20 protein-coding genes, 1 tRNA gene and 1 pseudogene are annotated in these 17,103 nt (G+C 30.1%); 7 read left to right on the forward strand and 15 right to left on the reverse strand.

Features of this window, described 5'->3' with window-relative positions:
- Positions 1-48: 48 nt before the first annotated feature.
- The 3 genes from CLVI_RS03720 to CLVI_RS03730 are packed head-to-tail and all read right to left on the reverse strand — an operon-like array spanning position 49 to position 2,847.
- On the reverse strand, positions 49-921 hold the full coding sequence (locus CLVI_RS03720; RefSeq protein WP_106058775.1) for a carbohydrate ABC transporter permease: 873 nt from the start codon (positions 919-921) through the stop codon (positions 49-51).
- Entirely contained in the window at positions 918-2,000 is a 1,083-nt protein-coding gene (locus tag CLVI_RS03725; protein WP_106058776.1) for an ABC transporter ATP-binding protein, read from the reverse strand. The genes CLVI_RS03720 and CLVI_RS03725 overlap by 4 nt, the downstream gene beginning before the upstream one ends.
- 19 nt (positions 2,001-2,019) lie before the next feature.
- Entirely contained in the window at positions 2,020-2,847 is an 828-nt protein-coding gene (locus CLVI_RS03730; RefSeq protein WP_106058777.1) for a metallophosphoesterase family protein, read from the reverse strand.
- Between the two features lie 179 nt (positions 2,848-3,026).
- Between CLVI_RS03730 and CLVI_RS03735 the strand changes: the two genes are divergently transcribed.
- Positions 3,027-3,419 (forward strand): (deoxy)nucleoside triphosphate pyrophosphohydrolase, encoded by a 393-nt coding sequence (locus CLVI_RS03735; RefSeq protein WP_106058778.1) that lies wholly within the window; start codon positions 3,027-3,029, stop codon positions 3,417-3,419.
- Between the two features lie 58 nt (positions 3,420-3,477).
- Here CLVI_RS03735 and CLVI_RS17360 read toward each other — a convergent pair whose 3' ends face one another.
- On the reverse strand, positions 3,478-3,618 hold the full coding sequence (locus CLVI_RS17360) for a hypothetical protein (RefSeq protein WP_170065583.1): 141 nt from the start codon (positions 3,616-3,618) through the stop codon (positions 3,478-3,480).
- A 106-nt stretch (positions 3,619-3,724) separates the two neighbouring features.
- On the opposite strand from CLVI_RS17360, the gene CLVI_RS03740 reads away from it, so the two are divergent.
- Complete coding sequence (locus tag CLVI_RS03740) at positions 3,725-4,279, forward strand: hypothetical protein (protein ID WP_207655322.1); 555 nt, start codon at positions 3,725-3,727, stop codon at positions 4,277-4,279.
- Entirely contained in the window at positions 4,276-5,124 is an 849-nt protein-coding gene (locus CLVI_RS03745) for a metallophosphoesterase family protein (RefSeq protein WP_106058779.1), read from the forward strand. Before CLVI_RS03740 ends, CLVI_RS03745 begins: the two co-directional genes overlap by 4 nt.
- A 92-nt stretch (positions 5,125-5,216) precedes the next feature.
- Here CLVI_RS03745 and CLVI_RS03750 read toward each other — a convergent pair whose 3' ends face one another.
- Positions 5,217-5,423 carry a hypothetical protein gene (locus CLVI_RS03750; RefSeq protein WP_106058780.1) on the reverse strand — a complete coding sequence of 69 codons (207 nt, stop codon included), beginning with the start codon at positions 5,421-5,423 and terminating at the stop codon, positions 5,217-5,219.
- 267 nt (positions 5,424-5,690) lie between these two features.
- Here CLVI_RS03750 and CLVI_RS03755 point away from each other — a divergent pair, with 267 nt between their 5' ends.
- On the forward strand, positions 5,691-6,734 hold the full coding sequence (locus CLVI_RS03755) for a galactose ABC transporter substrate-binding protein (RefSeq protein WP_106058781.1): 1,044 nt from the start codon (positions 5,691-5,693) through the stop codon (positions 6,732-6,734).
- Between the two features lie 19 nt (positions 6,735-6,753).
- On the opposite strand, the gene CLVI_RS03760 is transcribed toward CLVI_RS03755, so the two are convergent.
- The 4 genes from CLVI_RS03760 to CLVI_RS03775 form a co-directional block, all read right to left on the reverse strand.
- Positions 6,754-7,284, reverse strand: a complete 531-nt coding sequence (locus CLVI_RS03760; RefSeq protein ID WP_106058782.1) for a CDP-alcohol phosphatidyltransferase family protein — start codon at positions 7,282-7,284, stop codon at positions 6,754-6,756.
- Positions 7,281-8,339, reverse strand: a complete 1,059-nt coding sequence (locus tag CLVI_RS03765) for a DUF1048 domain-containing protein (RefSeq protein ID WP_170065584.1) — start codon at positions 8,337-8,339, stop codon at positions 7,281-7,283. The genes CLVI_RS03760 and CLVI_RS03765 overlap by 4 nt, the downstream gene beginning before the upstream one ends.
- 17 nt (positions 8,340-8,356) lie before the next feature.
- Positions 8,357-8,653: a PadR family transcriptional regulator gene (locus tag CLVI_RS03770; RefSeq protein WP_242980539.1), complete on the reverse strand. Its 297-nt coding sequence runs from the start codon at positions 8,651-8,653 to the stop codon at positions 8,357-8,359.
- Between the two features lie 206 nt (positions 8,654-8,859).
- Positions 8,860-9,693, reverse strand: coding sequence for a deoxyribonuclease IV (locus CLVI_RS03775; protein WP_106058785.1), 834 nt, complete (start codon positions 9,691-9,693; stop codon positions 8,860-8,862).
- A 305-nt stretch (positions 9,694-9,998) separates the two neighbouring features.
- Between CLVI_RS03775 and CLVI_RS03780 the strand changes: the two genes are divergently transcribed.
- Positions 9,999-12,188 (forward strand): SPFH domain-containing protein, encoded by a 2,190-nt coding sequence (locus CLVI_RS03780; RefSeq protein ID WP_106058786.1) that lies wholly within the window; start codon positions 9,999-10,001, stop codon positions 12,186-12,188.
- Positions 12,189-12,277: 89 nt separating this feature from the next.
- Here the strand turns inward: CLVI_RS03780 and CLVI_RS03785 are convergent, their stop codons facing one another.
- From CLVI_RS03785 to CLVI_RS03800, 4 genes are all read right to left on the reverse strand, one after another.
- Complete coding sequence (locus CLVI_RS03785) at positions 12,278-13,441, reverse strand: metallophosphoesterase (RefSeq protein WP_106058787.1); 1,164 nt, start codon at positions 13,439-13,441, stop codon at positions 12,278-12,280.
- A gap of 143 nt (positions 13,442-13,584) precedes the next feature.
- A tRNA-Ala gene (locus CLVI_RS03790) sits at positions 13,585-13,661 on the reverse strand.
- Between the two features lie 58 nt (positions 13,662-13,719).
- Positions 13,720-14,112 carry a VOC family protein gene (locus CLVI_RS03795; RefSeq protein ID WP_106058788.1) on the reverse strand — a complete coding sequence of 131 codons (393 nt, stop codon included), beginning with the start codon at positions 14,110-14,112 and terminating at the stop codon, positions 13,720-13,722.
- Between the two features lie 50 nt (positions 14,113-14,162).
- The gene (locus CLVI_RS03800; protein WP_106058789.1) at positions 14,163-15,260 is read right to left on the reverse strand and encodes a lipocalin-like domain-containing protein; all 1,098 of its coding nucleotides are present in this window, start codon (positions 15,258-15,260) and stop codon (positions 14,163-14,165) included.
- A gap of 257 nt (positions 15,261-15,517) precedes the next feature.
- Between CLVI_RS03800 and CLVI_RS03805 the strand changes: the two genes are divergently transcribed.
- Together CLVI_RS03805 and CLVI_RS03810 are read left to right on the forward strand one after the other, a co-directional pair.
- Complete coding sequence (locus CLVI_RS03805; protein WP_106058790.1) at positions 15,518-15,727, forward strand: helix-turn-helix transcriptional regulator; 210 nt, start codon at positions 15,518-15,520, stop codon at positions 15,725-15,727.
- Entirely contained in the window at positions 15,720-16,166 is a 447-nt protein-coding gene (locus CLVI_RS03810; protein ID WP_106058791.1) for a DUF6773 family protein, read from the forward strand. Before CLVI_RS03805 ends, CLVI_RS03810 begins: the two co-directional genes overlap by 8 nt.
- A gap of 56 nt (positions 16,167-16,222) precedes the next feature.
- Here CLVI_RS03810 and CLVI_RS03815 read toward each other — a convergent pair whose 3' ends face one another.
- On the reverse strand, positions 16,223-16,585 hold the full coding sequence (locus tag CLVI_RS03815) for a YccF domain-containing protein (protein WP_106058792.1): 363 nt from the start codon (positions 16,583-16,585) through the stop codon (positions 16,223-16,225).
- A gap of 47 nt (positions 16,586-16,632) precedes the next feature.
- Positions 16,633-16,962, reverse strand: a pseudogene (locus CLVI_RS03820) (EAL domain-containing protein); the annotation flags it as partial.
- Between the last annotated feature and the right edge of the window lie 141 nt (positions 16,963-17,103).

Here is a 17,103-nt window from a genome sequence, read left to right on the forward strand (position 1 = left end):
CCTAATTAAAATCATCCCCTGGATCAGCCAGGATATTAAGATATTAATTTACCTATAATGAACCTTTTTACCTAATGCTTTAAAATATAAAACTGTTAATATCGCAATTATTGCAAATAGAATAACGCCTGCTGCTGAAGCATATCCTATTTTGTTGAATCTAAATCCATATTCATAAATATAAAAAACTAAGGTATTGGTAGAGTTCATTGGCCCTCCACCTGTAACTAGTGCAATTGTTTCAAATACCTTAAATGACGCTATTATATTCATAATAGCTAAGAAAAATAATGATGGCGATATCATAGGAAGAGTTATCTTGAAAAATAACTTTATTGGTTTAGCCTCATCAAGCTCTGCGGCTTCATATATATACTTAGGGACACCTTTTAATCCAGCTAAAATAATTAATGCATTATAGCCTAGACTTTTCCAAATAGAGATTATTGCTACTGATATTAGTGCTAAATTAGTATCATTAAGCCAGTTAACACTATCTAATCCTATTAAATTCATGAAATAATTTAATAATCCGTAATCTGTATCCATTATCCATTTCCATATAAAAGCTACTGAAACTAATGAAACTATATATGGTGCAAATGTTACACTTTGCAATATTCTATTTATTCTTGTATCCTTATTAAGAAAAAGTGCAAGTAAAATTCCAATTAGCATTGTTCCCGAAACTGTTAGCACCATATAAACTATTGAATTTTTTATTACCTGAATGAATAATTCATCCTGCAATAAATCTTTGAAATTATTAAGACCAATGAATTCTTTTACTGGACTTATTAAATCCCAATTATTAAAACTTAGATATATCATGTACCCTATTGGATAAATTGCGAATAATACAAATATCATTAATGCTGGGGTAATCATTACATATGGCCTTATTTTTTTAGCCTCTATCATATTACCTCCTCATTCACATATATGGTTTCTTTAGCTATACATTTAACTCCTTCAATCCTATTCTCATCTTTATCAAAATAAACTAAATCATTATAATCTACATAAATTACAATATTATCGGATTCTATATCATTATTTTCATATAACTTAACCACTATATTTCCAAAATCAGTTTTTACTTTATACAAAGTCTCTGATCCTAACATTTCTTTAGTTAATATTCTGCCATTTAACTTAAATGCATTTTTGTTGAATTCATATATATTACTCCCGGTCTTAGCCTTTTCTGGTCTGAAACCAAGAAATTTAGGTTTACCCTCAAATTCATAACCCTTTAATGTTCTACACTCTAAAACATTCATTGGCGGTGTCCCTATAAATTGTGCTGTAAATTTATTTTGTGGTTTATTATATATTTCTTTAGGAGAATCTATTTGCTTTATTTCTCCTTTATCCATAAGAACTATTTTATCGCCCATAGACATTGCTTCAATTTGGTCATGGGTAACATATAAAAAGGTAGCTTTTAATTTTTGATGTAATTCTATTAGCTCCGCTCTCATTTGACTTCTCAGTTTAGCATCCAAATTTGATAATGGTTCGTCCATTAAGAACACAGCTGGTTTTTTAACCATTGCCCTTGCTAAGGCTACTCTTTGTCTTTGTCCGCCTGATAATTGCTCTGGCTTTTTATCTAAATATTCTGTAAGCCCTACTGTATCAGCTATTTCTGCAACAATTTTTTTTATTTCTACTTTAGGAATTTTTTTGTTTTTTAACCCAAACTCTATATTACCTCGTACAGTCATTGTTGGATAAAGAGCATAATTTTGGAAAACCATCGCTACATTTCTTTTACCTGGCTCAACTCCATTCATAAGCTTCCCATCAATATAAATTTCTCCCGAAGTTTCTTTTTCAAGTCCTGCAATCATCCTAAGTGTTGTAGATTTACCACATCCTGAAGCACCTACTAATACCGTAAAAAGTCCTTCTTCTATTGTTAAATCTAAATTTTCTATTACTGTTTCACCTTTTTCATAGCTTTTTTTTATATTCTTAAGAATAATTTCTCCCACGTTACTCCCTCCTCTTATTCTAATTACAAATTTCCAAGACCCTATCTTCTTCGTTACCTTCTGCCCCGTCTTTGATAAAGAAATGTACCATGTTAGTTCCTATAATATTGGACAAACTGCTTACATCCTCAACCTCTTTATAATCAAAATTAATTTTATCAGCTTGAATATCAACAACTCTAAAAGCATTGATATCTAAGATTGCTGCAGTTTGTACAAAATACCAATTTTCTCTTTTACATATTGAATTAACATGATTATGTCCGCAAAAGAATACTCCCCTTCCTTTGTGTAAAGAAAGAATTCTATCTACTTCTTCTATTTCTTGAATATATAAGTTTTCATCTTTTGATAAAGCAGTTGTATCATAAACTGGATGATGAGAAAATATAAGAACTGTTTTTCCTTCCGCATCTATAACTTCATTCTCTAACCATTGAAGTTGTTCTTCGTCTATTGATCCACCCCAACATTCATGATTTGTTTCTAATGTTGAATCTATAAATATTAATTTTTTATCTTCTTCCTCTATGGAAAAATATCTTTCTTGTTTCGTTTCATTTAAAACTTCTTGCTTTGAAGAATTATAGGTATCATGATTTCCCATTACATGAATAAAATTAACTCCATTATTTTTCAGTTCATCACATACATACTTTATCTCTTCCTTATTCCCAAAATTAGTTAAATCTCCTAACGCTATGTGATAATCTCCTTCTGTCTTTAGAAAACTTGAGATAATTTTTTCATAATACTTATCTCTAATATCAAAGACTTCCTTTTCTTTACTTCTATCTTTTTCCCTCAAATCTGAATAATGAAAATCTCCTAAAATAACTACTTTCATGAATAATCTCCTCCTTATCTCCTATTTCCACTATATACTTTTAACTTTAAGTAACAATTATGATAGCGTTAAGTACTATTGATTCTGAGTTAATTAGCCTAGTGAAATAGGTGAGCTTTTAGAGGGTTCTTAATTTAAATTTAATATTTATATGATAAACTTACTCTGAGGTGTTTAAAATGAAAAAGTTAATTAAAGTAGTAGGTGCAATAATTGAAAATGAGAACAGAGAAATTTTATGTGCCTTACGTTCAAAATATATGTCACTCCCTAACCAATGGGAATTTCCCGGGGGGAAAATAGAAGATGGCGAAACTCTTAGTGATGCTATAGAACGTGAGATTAAGGAAGAGCTAGACTGCAGCGTTGAATTTATTGAGGTATTCAATGATCATACCCATGAATATGAGAATATAATTGTAAATTTAATAACCATTAGATGTAAGCTAGTAGATGGCACTCCAACAGCAGATGAGCATGCTAAATTATTATGGCTAAATCCTACATATTTAGAAAGTTTAAATTGGGCACCAGCTGATATTCCAACCGTTAAAAAATTAGTTATTAAATAAAGCCAAAGAATTAGCATTTTATTGAAGATTAATCTCTTCATAAATGCTAATTCTTTTTTTATATTCGAGGTTTTTTCCTAACTGGTACGAATTCAGAATTCTTATCATTAACATCTATATAAGTATAATCTCCATCTTCAGTTTTTTTAAGACCTAAAGATGCCATTTTCTTTTTAGTATTTTTACGTTTTGTAGTCATCTATTTCACCTCTTATTATTATTTTTACCATTTATAATTTTACTATTCTTAAATCAAAAAGCTATTTATTATCATATCTTGATATTGATATTACTAAATAAGTAAGGTGATTGTTATTAAACTGTATGAAGGCTTTAATATAAAAGAACTTGAGTTATTAGGATTTGGAACACAAGGTAAAGTATATAAAATCAACTCAGACAGGTGTATTAAAATCTTTAAAAGAAAACAAATATGTGCAGATGAATTAGAAACTCTAGTTATGGCACAAAAGGATTCACATTTTCCCAAACTTTATTCCCATGGTGAAAACTACATTATAAGAGAATATATAGATGGTATCGAATTAGACAAATACTTGTCGTCACACCCTCTTACAGCTAGTCTTTCAACTAAACTTATCCATTTGTATGAAGCTATGATTCAGGTAGGTTATAACAGATTGGATACAGCATTATTTCATATATTCATAACACCGTCAGATGATATGAAACTTATTGATACTGCTAAATCTATGAAAAAGAAAACCCTATATCCTTATCTAATTATTAAAGGCTTAGAGGAGCTTGGGTATAAAAGAGATTTTTTTAACTTTATTAAAGATATAAGACCAGACCTTTATACTAAATGGTTAAACTCTTCTTCAAAGGAGAAAAAATGAGATTTATAGTTTTTGGAGATTCAAAAGGTAAAGAAAATGGTATAAATAAAAAAGTCCTTAAAGCAATACTGAATGAAACCTGTAAGTTAAATCCTAAGCCTGAATTCATTGTAATGTCTGGAGATACTGTAGCAGGCAGCAATAAAGAAGAAATACTAGCCTCTCAGCTAAAGGCTTTAAGAAATCTAATATATAAATATCATCCAAAAATGACCTTAATACCTGTGATAGGTAATCATGAGGTTAATATCGATCCCATAGATGATAAATTCGAAAAAATCTTTAGCCAGAATTATAGTGATTTATTTCCTAATAATTCTTTAGAGGGTTATAATAATACAGTTTATTATAGGGACTTTGGCAATACCAGAATTATAGTACTTAACGCCTTTCACTATGGATCAACACACAAAATTGATAAGGATCAGCTTAACTGGTTTGAAAAGGTGGCCTCTGACTATAAGAAAAATAAACTTGTTTTTATTCATTCTCCAGCATTTCCTACTGGAGCTCATCTTGGTCACTGCCTTGATTTATATCCAGAGGACAGAGATATTTTTTGGGAAATAGTTGATAAATGTGGAATTGATATAGTTTTCTCTGGACACGAGCATAACTATTCAAGAAGATTAATAGGAAAGATTTATCAAGTAATTGCAGGGGGTGGCGGTGAAAAACTTCGTAATAAATATAATAGTAAAAAAGGAGTTGTTGTAGCTCCTATTGATGTATATCATTTTTTAGTTGTGGATGTGGAAATTAACTGCATCAAAGTGACTGCCATCAGCTCAAAAGGCAAAATTTTAGATGAATTTAAAATAGATAAAACTAGTTTATCAGGTTAACTCATTAAAATATATAACTCCATGTTTATCTTTATTAATGAATTTCCACATACTCCACATTTTCTCCAATAAATATGAAAAATCCAGCAATTTTATTTAATTGCTGGATTTTTTTCCATCTGTCCTATTCTAATAATCTTATCTTCATAAGGCTCTAAAGAAGTTGTCATCAAAGTATTATATTTGCTGAGCATATGCTTTTTAAGATTTAATACCCCTATATTCTCTGATATCTTAACCGCTGTTGGAATATCACAATAAACTATTGTTGTATATCTAAAATTATGATTCTTCTTCACTTAATATGTACACTGGATCAGTTGTTTCCTTGGCTCTTTTCAATCTAACATTTTCTCTTACACAGGTTGGACCTGGAGCATATACAAATTTATCATTCATTTTTATCGCCCTTCCCTTTATATACTTTCTAATTCCTTTTAAAATATCACATTTGTTTATTTTGTACATTATAGGAGTACAATTTTTAAAATGATTAAACGAGTTCTAGAATAAATTTTCTATTTATACACAATCTAAATTAAACTAACGTTATATGGAGGTTTAATATGAAACTATTAAAAAGATTGATTCTTTTAGTGATCTCATTTATGATAATTACTACATTAATATGTAATATCCAAAAAAATCTTTATATTAGTTCAATTTCTGTTATAGCCACTCCACCTAATGTTGGCGTGTTATTATTTAATGCTAATGATCCATACCTATCTCTCGTCAAACAAAGCTTAGAAAATATTGAAAAAGAAAATCCAAATAAAGTTAGATTTTCTTTTTATGATGCTAATGATAATCAAGCCATACAAAATGAAACTATAGGCAACTTAATTAATAATAATATTGACCTTTTATTAGTAAATTTAGTTGATACAAAACAAAGTACTGTATCACAAATTATAAGTAATGCGAATATAAAAAATATACCACTAGTTTTCTTTAATATAGAACTACCAATAGATGCTAAAAGCTCTTCTAATAAAGTTTTTGTTATAGCAACTGATTCTAAAACCTCAGGTGTTATGCAAGGGAATATTCTTGCAGACTTATGGAATAACAATAAAAATGCCATAGATAAAAATAACGATAACGTACTGCAATATATCATGTTACAAGGTAAAACCAATAATGAAGCTGCAATTAACAGAACTATATATTCTATTTCATCACTTAATGATAACGGCATACAAACTGAGGAACTTGCATTAATAGTTTGCAATTGGGAACAAGATTGTGCTAAAAGTGCTATTAGTTCATTATTTCTTAAATATGCTGGTAGAATAGAAGCAATACTTGCAAATAATGATGCTATGGCAATAGGTGCTATTGAAGCACTACAATCATATGGATACAATAAAGGAGATAAAACAAAAACTATTCCAGTTGTTGGCGTTGATGCCATACCAGAAGCACGAGAACTAATTGCTAAAGGCTTTATGGCAGGCACTGTTATTCAAGATCCTAATGATTTAGCTAATGCACTTTATTCTATTGGCCTAAATTTAATTTATAATAGAAGGCCTCTTGAAGGTACAGATTATGAATTTGCTAGAGAAGGCGTGATTGAAATCCCTTATTATGAATATATACCTTAAAACAAATATGTCAGGAACCTCATTCTGTAAATATACTTTTTCTATTTGCTTGTAGTTTGCTTGATGTCAGCTGAATAATCAATTCCTCAATTGCTGATATACTTGCCAAAACACAAATTATATACAGCAACATAGTTGTATCAATATAGAGAAGCAATATTGGAAATATGAATATAACTATACCGGTGATTTTATTTCCATAAGTGTGAAGCATTGCAAATGTTTTATATTTTTTCAAGGCTACACTCATGGCTGCTAATCTAATAATTCCAATTGAAATAATCCAAATTATGATTTTAGTTGCAGGATTTACTATTGGATAAAGCACAGCTAATAAAACACCTATCATTATCATGTCTGCCATGGAGTCAAGCTTTTCGCCAAGTCTGCTTGTTGTCCCTGTTTTTCTGGCAATAAATCCATCCACAATATCACTGAATCCACAAATAATATAAATTGCGTAAAAAGATACGCTTAATGGTTTAACAAAAATCAAAATCGCGGAAAAAATTATTCTACTAAACGAGATACAATTTGGTATTACTTTCATCTGCCCATCTCCCAACTGTTAATACTTTTCTCTATTTTATTTAGTTGTTTATTTCTTTGAATACCTTCCCAAACAATTGCAACCATCAACACATCAAAGAAAGAAATAACAACCAAAATAATAATTCCTACAACATCAATATTGCCATTTGTCTTAACAAACATCAATCCGCCTAATAGAAATGTAAGAACTAACAATATAATACTATATGCAAAAAATATTTTTATAAATACAGAATTACTTTTTGTTTTCTTCCTTAAAAATTCATTCCAATTTAAAGATAACTTACTAGATCTTTGGTGTTTTTTCACATGTACATCATATTCCTTATTCAAGATTTGCAAATATTCATTTCTCTTTTTCGCCTTTTTATCTTCAGAATTTCCTTCAACAAAAGTTTTTGTTAATAACCATACTACTAACCTTATTATAGTTAAATATAAAAGAATTAAAACAATATTAGGAAAAGCAATCACTATCCCATATTCCTCTAGAAACTGATTTAAGGATACATAAATCATAATTGTAAAAATCCATACCCCAAACTCATTATATCTTTTAACTTTTTTGTATCGTTTTGGATTTTCAAAATAGTTTCTTGTTATATGGGATAGAAGTATAGGAATAGAAGTACAACCTAGTATTAATGCAATATCTCCAATTCCAAATTTCATAGGCTGGAATATAAGACTGCTGTCTTTTAAAGATATTACATCACAAACCCTAATAAAAAAATGCATATACACAACATAAAATAATGTCCCAAGTAAAATTGAAAATATTCTGGAAGCTTTGTACATATAAATACTTTCACCATAAATCATTGCATCGCAATATTTCTTTAGGCTTACTCCAGTAATTTCCTTTACTGCTCTTCCCTCTTCCTGCCCAGATAAAAAGGTATCTAATATTTGCAAAAAACAATTATTTTTTTCCAAAAAATTAAGTTTTGAAGAATAATTAATATAGACTTCTATCTTTTCAAAAGTTCCTTGATATTCACCTTCTAATTTATTAATATAATCTTTGTAATCTTCATACTCATTATTATTCACTATATCCCCCAATAAATTTATAGATTATCTGCACTTATAATTTCATTTGTCTTTGCTATAATTTCTTTAAATATTCTTTTAAACTCTTCATAATATTTTTCCCCTGATTCTGTAACCGTGTAATATTTACGTTTAGGCCCTAAGGGAGACTTTCCTAGTCGACAACTTATAAGCGACTTTTTTTCCATTCTTGTTAATATTGGATATAAAGTACCCTCATAAATATCTGTAAACCCATACTTGTTTAATACAAGTAATATTTCATATCCATAAGTTTCTCCACGAGAAATTATACTTAATACATTACCTTCCAAAATACCTTTTAGTAATTGTGATTCATCTATAATAATACCTCCCCTACTATGCTATCTATAGTAGTTCTTATATTTTATATTATTATAGCTACTTAGCAATGTCAAGTAGTTACATTTATATTAATGCAATAAAATAACCACGGCAAAATTGTCGTGGTTCTCATTGTTCAAGGTTAGGTAATATTCCCATAATTAACTGGTACTATCTATTTTCTATAAATACTTCTTAATAACTCTATTTCCTTTGCATGTCCATCCAATTCATTAGGTGTTTCAAGGAAAAATGGTACATTACACAATTTAGGATGATTGATAATCTTCCTAAAAGTTTCAATCCCTATAGAACCTTCCCCAATAGTTTCATGTCTATCTTTATGACTCTCAAATGGATTTTTACTATCATTTAAATGTATTGCACATAATTTATCTAATCCAATTATCCTATCAAAGTCGCTCAGTACTCCATCTAAATCATTAACAATATCATATCCTGCATCATAAATATGACATGTATCAATACAAACTCCAATATGATCCTTTAGTTCTACTCGGCTAATAATTTCTGCTATTTCCTCAAAACTTCTTCCAATTTCCGTACCTTTTCCCGCCATAGTTTCTAGTAGCACCTTAGTTGTTTGCTCTGCTTTAAGAACAGTATTTAACAGCTCTACAATATAATTAATTCCAACTTCCACACCCTGCTTAACATGGCTACCTGGGTGAAAATTATAAAGATTGCCCGGTAAATATTCCATTCTTACTAAATCATCAGCCATCATTTCTAGCGCAAAATTTCTAGTTTGTTCACTTGCTGAAGCGGCATTTAATGTATATGCTGCATGTGCTAATATTTTTGAGAAATTATTGTTTTTTATTATTTCTAAAAGGCCTTCAATATCCTTTCCATCTATTTTTTTTGCACTTCCGCCTCTTGGATTACGTGTGAAAAATTGAAAAGTATTAGCACCAATTCCAAGTGCATCTCTACCCATATTTTCAAATCCCTTAGCTGTTGATAAATGACATCCTATATTTAACATTCCTTTACCCTCCACTATGTATTAATCTAATTTTGATAAAATAATACTATATTATAATTTGATTATACAATGTATTATTTTTTATTGTTTATTTATCTTGCCCAAATTTAGTATCTACGCTACAAAACAATCTGAAAATTAAAGCTAAAAATTCAATAAAGGTTTTTGGATAATTTTATCGAATATATGAATTTATGGATTCACTATTTATAGTTGCGTAAAGACATAAAAGTTATCATCTACTACTATTATAAATATACAATATAAAATATTTATTTAATAAAATAAAATTTGGAGGTAAGATTATGGACCCAATATCAATTTTAATTATCTTAGGAATAGTACTCGTCGTAATAATACTTGTAGTACTTTTGTTATTCTATGGAATAGGGTTTACAAGTATTGGATCAGATGAAGTAGGTATTGTTGAAAAGTGGTGGAGTCTAGCGGGTTCGGTTCCTTCTGATGGTCTTATCGCACTTCACAATGAAGCTGGCTATCAACCGCAAGTACTTAGAGCTGGAGTCCATTTTAAGACGCATTTTAAGTATAAAGTAAAAAAAGTACGATTAGTAACCATACCACAAGGTCAAATAGCATATGTATTTGCAAGATCTGGTGAAAGCCTAAAGGATGGTCAAACTTTAGGACGAGTTATACCAGACAGTAAATCTTTTCAAGATGTAGCTGCCTTTTTAGGCAATGGTGGACAAAAAGGTCCCCAGAGACAAATTCTTCGAGAAGGTACCTATGCATTTAATTTAGCTCAATTTATTATAATTACTAAAGATAGGGTCCATTCAATATTTACTTCAAAAGATGAATCAGCACAGATAGAAACAATGAGAAGTGATTTAGCTTTAGTCAATGGTTTTAATACTGTAATTATAGCAAGTTCAAAATCTATTGAGCAAGACGAGTCTGGTAACACACTAAGAAGTAAAGACACTATAGGTATTGTTACTATTAACGAAGGACCTACTCCAGATAATGGAGCTATAATTGCCCCTATAGTTGGTGCTTGTATAGATGATGAATTTTATCATAATAATTTCCAAGAACCAGAAAAATTTCTAGCTGCTAATGGTAGAAAAGGTAAACAAATGCAAGTATTAACTGACGGAATTTATTTTATAAACAGGATGTTTGCAAACGTTGATATAGTCCCAAAAAGTATAATAGAGATTGGATATGTTGGTGTAGTTGTAAGTTATTTTGGTGATAAAGGTGAAGATGTATCCGGAGCAAGCTATTCTCATGGAGAACTTGTTGAACAAGGTAAAAAAGGTATTTGGAAAGATTCTATGATGCCAGGTAAATATGCGTTTAATACCTATGCAGGTAAAGTTGTTCCAGTTCCCACTACTAATGTTATATTAAAGTGGATTAGTGGACAGTCCGGGGATCATAAATTAGATGATAATTTAAAAGAAATAAGCCTTATAACTAAAGATGCTTTTGAACCAAATTTACCTCTTACAGTGGTCTTTAATATTGATTACAGAAAAGCATCCTCAGTAATACAAAGATTTGGTGATATTAAAATGCTTATTGAGCAATCACTTGATCCTATGATAGCAGGTTATTTCAAAAACATTGGTCAGACTAAGACACTTATTGAATTAGTTCAAGATAGAAGCAATATTCAAGATCAAGCCTCAACAGAAATGAAAGATAAGTTCAAGTTATATGACTTAGAATTACAAGAAGTATTGATTGGTACGCCTGCGGCTTCTTCTACAGATAAGAGAATAGAACTGATCCTAGCACAATTAAGAGATAGGCAGCTTGCTCTAGAAGAAATAAAGACCAATGAAGCTAAACAAAAATCAGCTGAGAAACAAAGAGAACTTAATGAGGCAATTGCAAAAAGTGCAGCTCAAACAGCTCTTACACAATCAAGTATTGATATTGAAGTTGCAGATAATAAGGGTAAATCAGAATTAAGATTAGCTGAACAGTTAGCACTAAAAACCCAAAAGCTTGCTGAAGCTGACAAGTATAAAAGAACACAAGAAGCTGATGCTGCAAGGTATACAAAAGAAGCTGAAGCTGCTGCTAATGCAAAAGCCACTGAACTAAATGCAGGAGCTAATGCTAAACAAGTAGAACTACAAGCTACTGCTGAAGCCTTCAAACTTGAAACAGTTGGTAAATCACAAGCATTAAATATTAAAGTAGTTGCAGATGCTACTGCAGAACAAGAAACAAAAGTTGGTATTGCAAAAGGTACTGCTGCTAAGGCTTTAGTTGATGCCTATGGTGGACCTGAATTACAAGTACAGCAAAGTGTCATGATAGCCTTTGCAGAGGCTCTAAAGATAAGCAAATCTCCACTGGTTCCACAAACAGTAATTATGGGTGGTACTGATGGCAAAGGACCTAATGCAATGGAAGGAATAATGAGTATGGTTCTAGCTAATATGGCTAATGCTCAGGTTTCAGGAGAAACCAAGGAAGAAAACATTCTAAATGTTAATAAACTAGAAAAATAAATAGTGAACATGTTCATTTTAGAAAAACCCAGGATAATATTATCCTGGGTTTTATTGATAAAGAATCTGTTTTCAGAAGTATATTAAACCTATCCTTTAAATTTAAGATTAATTTCAACAATTTCAGAACGGCTACCTAGTCTAATTGGAGGTCCCCATGTTCCATAACCTGAGGATACAATAATTTTAGAATTATTCTTTTTTAAATATCCGTAATCTAGCTCATATATTTTATTTGTTATAAAACTTTCAGGAAATAACTGTCCTTTATGCGTATGTCCAGATACTTGTAAATCAATACCTTCTTTTTCAGTATCACTTAAATTTTTAGGCTGATGGTCCATTAATATAAATGTCTTAGACCTGTCTAAATCTTTTGTTAGGTATGATAAATCTTTTCTTTTAACTTTTGTAGCTCCTTGTAAGTATGGGTCATCCCTACCTATAATATAAAAACTATCTTCAATTGAAATCACTTCATCTCTTAATACTTTTATACCTGCATTTTCAAAGTTTTCCACAACAACATCTACTTTATCCCCCATTGTATCGTGATTTCCAAGACAGGCATATGTTCCATACTTGCTTTTAAGTCTTTTAAAAGTATCACTCATGTTTTGTTTTATAAAATGTTCTAATTTACTATCAATTATATCCCCAGGTATTAGTACAAGGTCAGGAGTTAAGTCATTAATTCTATTTACCATATTAGTAAGCCGTCGATTATCCACTATTCCACCAAGATGAATATCTGAAATCATAATAATCTTCAATGATTCTATATTACCCTCAATCTTATTTATATCTAAATCATATTTAGTTACCTTAGCACTGTGACCATTCCAAGCTCCATACACCATTAAAGCAAATAAAAAACTAATTACTACTCCTGTTACTATTAGTTGAACATTAGCAGTAGCTACTACATCATCTGAAATAAATGCAAATTTTTTGCTTAGAATTCTCATTAAATCTATAACAGGTAATATTAAAATAAGATAAAACATTATGGCCATCCAATATGACCCTACAATATTGAATATATTTGATACTACTTTTGGAACAATCGATCCAATCAAAATGGATATTATATAAGCTGCTGCTATTAGAGAAAATATTATCCAATATATCGTATTATTTAAAAATGGTATTTCCCGTCCTATGTATTGCCATGCCCTTGATCCTATATAGTAATTTATCACTCCATATAGAGACATAAACAAAATAGCCATAATCAAAAATATTTTCTTCATATCACACCTCTTTTAAAATTATAGTAGTCTTTTCGGAAAAGCACTCTATCTTTCATTTTACCTAGTATGTGTTTATATTCTAATAATTAGTATGGACAATTACAACAAAAAAAATCCAGGACAATTATTGTCCTAGATTATATTGGTGGAGATAATGGGACTCGAACCCACGACCCCTTGAATGCCATTCAAGTACTCTCCCAAACTGAGCTACATCCCCTTAGGTAATGAAATTATATATTAAAGATTAGTGTGATGCAAGTCAAAATGAAAATTAATTATAATTTTTCAATATACTCTATTTTTTCTTTTGATGGTCCTTTTATTGTGAAAAACTTAACTCCATTTTCCCAAAAGGGTAGATATTGAATTTTATCATCTATTACATGATAGCCTTTACTTTTTACTTCTTTAAAGGCTGCTTCAATATCATTTACGTCTATAGCTATATGATCTATTGCCCCTACTTTTCCTTTAGTACTTGCGGTTTCGTAGGTTTCAATTATTATATTTTTAAATTGAAGAAATGCCACTTTTTCTTTTGCACTTTTATTACAAGTTTCTAATATAATTTCAAACTCTAGTCCTTTATAAAATTTTATAGTTTTTCGTATATCAATAGTTGGAATCCCAATATGTGCAAGTCCTGTTGCTATATTTAATAAAGACATGAATTTTTCCACCTCATAAATTATTTTATATACATTAGGTTTTGGTAAATTTAATTTTTTATAATAGCATCTTTATTGCCGCCAAAAAACATCTGCTCCCATAACCCTTCTTTTTCAAAGACTTCTTTTCTCCCATTCGTGTCAACGGTTAACTTAACTTCACCAATACACCTTATATAGGTAGGATTTAGCCCAATAGCTTTAGCAATAAACTTTTTAGTTGAAGAAATTCCTGATCTATCTATCATATTAAAAGCTAACATATCATGTTCTCTTTTAAATTCTATTTGATAATTTGTTCCATCGTCCACTTGATGAATAAACATCAGATTATTATCAATAAACTTTTTGGTTACTGGGTGATATTCAGTTTCCAATCTTTTTATTATTGTATTTTCTTCATTATCATCTAATATAAATCCATCTTTAGCTAACATCATGACAGGTAATCTAGTATATCCGTGTTTCTTTTCTGTAATAATATCACAAGCTATTATTGTATAGGGACCTATATTTGCACGACACCAATACCAATGATTCATAAGTTTTCTAATATGAGTATTTCCCCAGTTATGATCATGGTATCCATTGCCCTTTAACTCAAATATTTCTCCTTCGACTTTTAAGGTAGCACTAATATCTGCAGATGGTTGTGCAACGAGCCATGCAAAATACTCTTCTTGATTTTTTCCATAATACCAATGTCCTGTTCCTGGCCGCCACATCGGTAGTTTTGGTTTCATAGTGCAAGTGTATTCAACATCTCCATCTATAAAGTGTATCAAATACTTCTCTTCAAAATATTTAATACTACTTTGAGCAATTTTCACATCACATTGTTCCTTTGAAGCACGGATTTTTTGACCTTTACCTTCAGAAACATATTTTGATATTGTTTTTCCATTTGGAAAAGTTATCTCAAGTGATGCTGTTGGATTTGCAAGGCCCTTTACATCAAATCCACCCTTTGTATAAAATATAACAACTACTTTAGTCCCATCTGTGTATTCAGCATCAAAATACCACCATTCGTATGTGCCTTCACCGCCAGTAGTTCTCATTCCATCTTCCCAAATTGCTGTTTCTTTATTAATACCCAATTGCTGATAATAGCTAATACTTTTAGCTAAAAATGCTTTTTTGCTCATACTCAATCTCCCTTAGACTAATCTTTTCATTTATCTATAAAACCTTACCAGGTTTTATTTCTTCTGCAAAAATATCCAGTAATACTATTATATACTCGAATTATTTTCAATTCAATTTTGCATATTTTCTTTGTATCTAAGTTAATCTATTATACTTCTTCTAAATCAATAAAGACTTCTTAATTTAACCAAAAGTAAAATATATTTGACATAAAGTAAATTAATTGATACTATAATTTTATAACAGAGGTGATACATTGAGTAAAAATTTAAAGTTCAAGTCAGCCCGCGGAGGTAAAGATATGTCACAAAAAGATATTGCTGATGTTGTAAGCGTAACAAGACAAACCATTAATGCAATAGAAAATGGAGATTACAACCCCTCAATTAACTTATGCATTGCGATATGCAAAGTATTAGGGAAAACACTAAATGATATTTTTTGGGAGGATGATTTAAATGAGTAAAAACAATCTGGATGAGATGCAACTTCAAAGGAAGAACAAAATCGGCAACCAATCATTCTTAATGCTTTTCTATCTATTGATGCTTGATATATGGCTTTATAGTTTTGGATTTAAGTGGATTAGCTATCCTGCCAATGTGGTATTTATTTTAACATTTTGCGGTGGCATATATTTTCTTCGTTTAATAATCGGCAATTCTTATCAAGGACCAGACATAAAAAAAGAAAAACCACTATTAAAAATTGTTCTTACTGTTCTGGGTTCTCTTGTTGCTGCCACGGCTATAATAGTTATATTTAAAAATGCTGGCTTCAGTACTGATGGTCAGATTAATGATACCGGTGCAATAATATTACTTATTACTTCATCCATAGCTATAATCCTTGTTCTTATCTCAACTGTTATAAAAAAGAGACAGAATAAAAATGATGAAGAATAAATAAATGTTTTTTGGCTCTATTAGATAATAATAAATCTAATAGAGCCAATTTATGTCTATTGAATTTTTGCTCCAAAAGGGATAAGCCCAAGTTTAGCAAATTTAAAATGTTGAAGTCCAAATGGTATACCTACAATTGTTATACAAAAGATTAAGCCTATACTCAGATGTGCTATAGCAAACTCCCATCCGAAAAGGATGATCCAGATGATATTAAAAACTAATCCTCCAACTCCAAAATTACCAAACTCTATTTCTTTTCCAAAAGGCCACAATACAAATGTGGAAATTTTGAAACACTGAATACCAAATGGTATTCCAATAATTGTTACGCATAAAATTAGACCTGCTAAAGCCCATACAATAGCGGAAATGATTCCCCCAAATACTAGCCAAATAATATTACCTATAAAATTCATTATCTCACTCCATTCTTAGTGTAATTAAAGTATAACATTTCAATCCACTACTTTATAATTTTTCTCATTAGTTCTTCTATTTGATTAGCTGACATCGGTTTATAATAGTAATATCCTTGAATTTCATCGCACATCTGATCTCTCAAGAAATCTAACTGATCCTTTGTTTCTACTCCCTCAGCAATTGCCTTTAATTCTAGATTTTTAGCTAATGCAATTATAACTTTTATAATTGCTTCATCGTTATGATTTATATTTATTCCTCGAACAAATGACATATCTATTTTTATTTTATCTACTGGTAATTGCTTAATATAATTTAAGGAAGAATATTCTGTACCAAAATCATCTATTGCAATTTTTACTCCAAGTTGTTTTAATTGTTTTAAAGGTAAGCGTCAAATAACTCATCACCTAGGACTGGCAGTAAATTAATGTGATAATACTCCTATACTTAGTAGGAGGTAATTTGCATGGCAGAAAGAAGATCTAAAGAAGAATGGATGATACTTGTAAAA

Origin of the sequence: Clostridium vincentii (genome assembly GCF_002995745.1) — a bacterium.
Lineage (GTDB): Bacteria > Bacillota > Clostridia > Clostridiales > Clostridiaceae > Clostridium > Clostridium vincentii.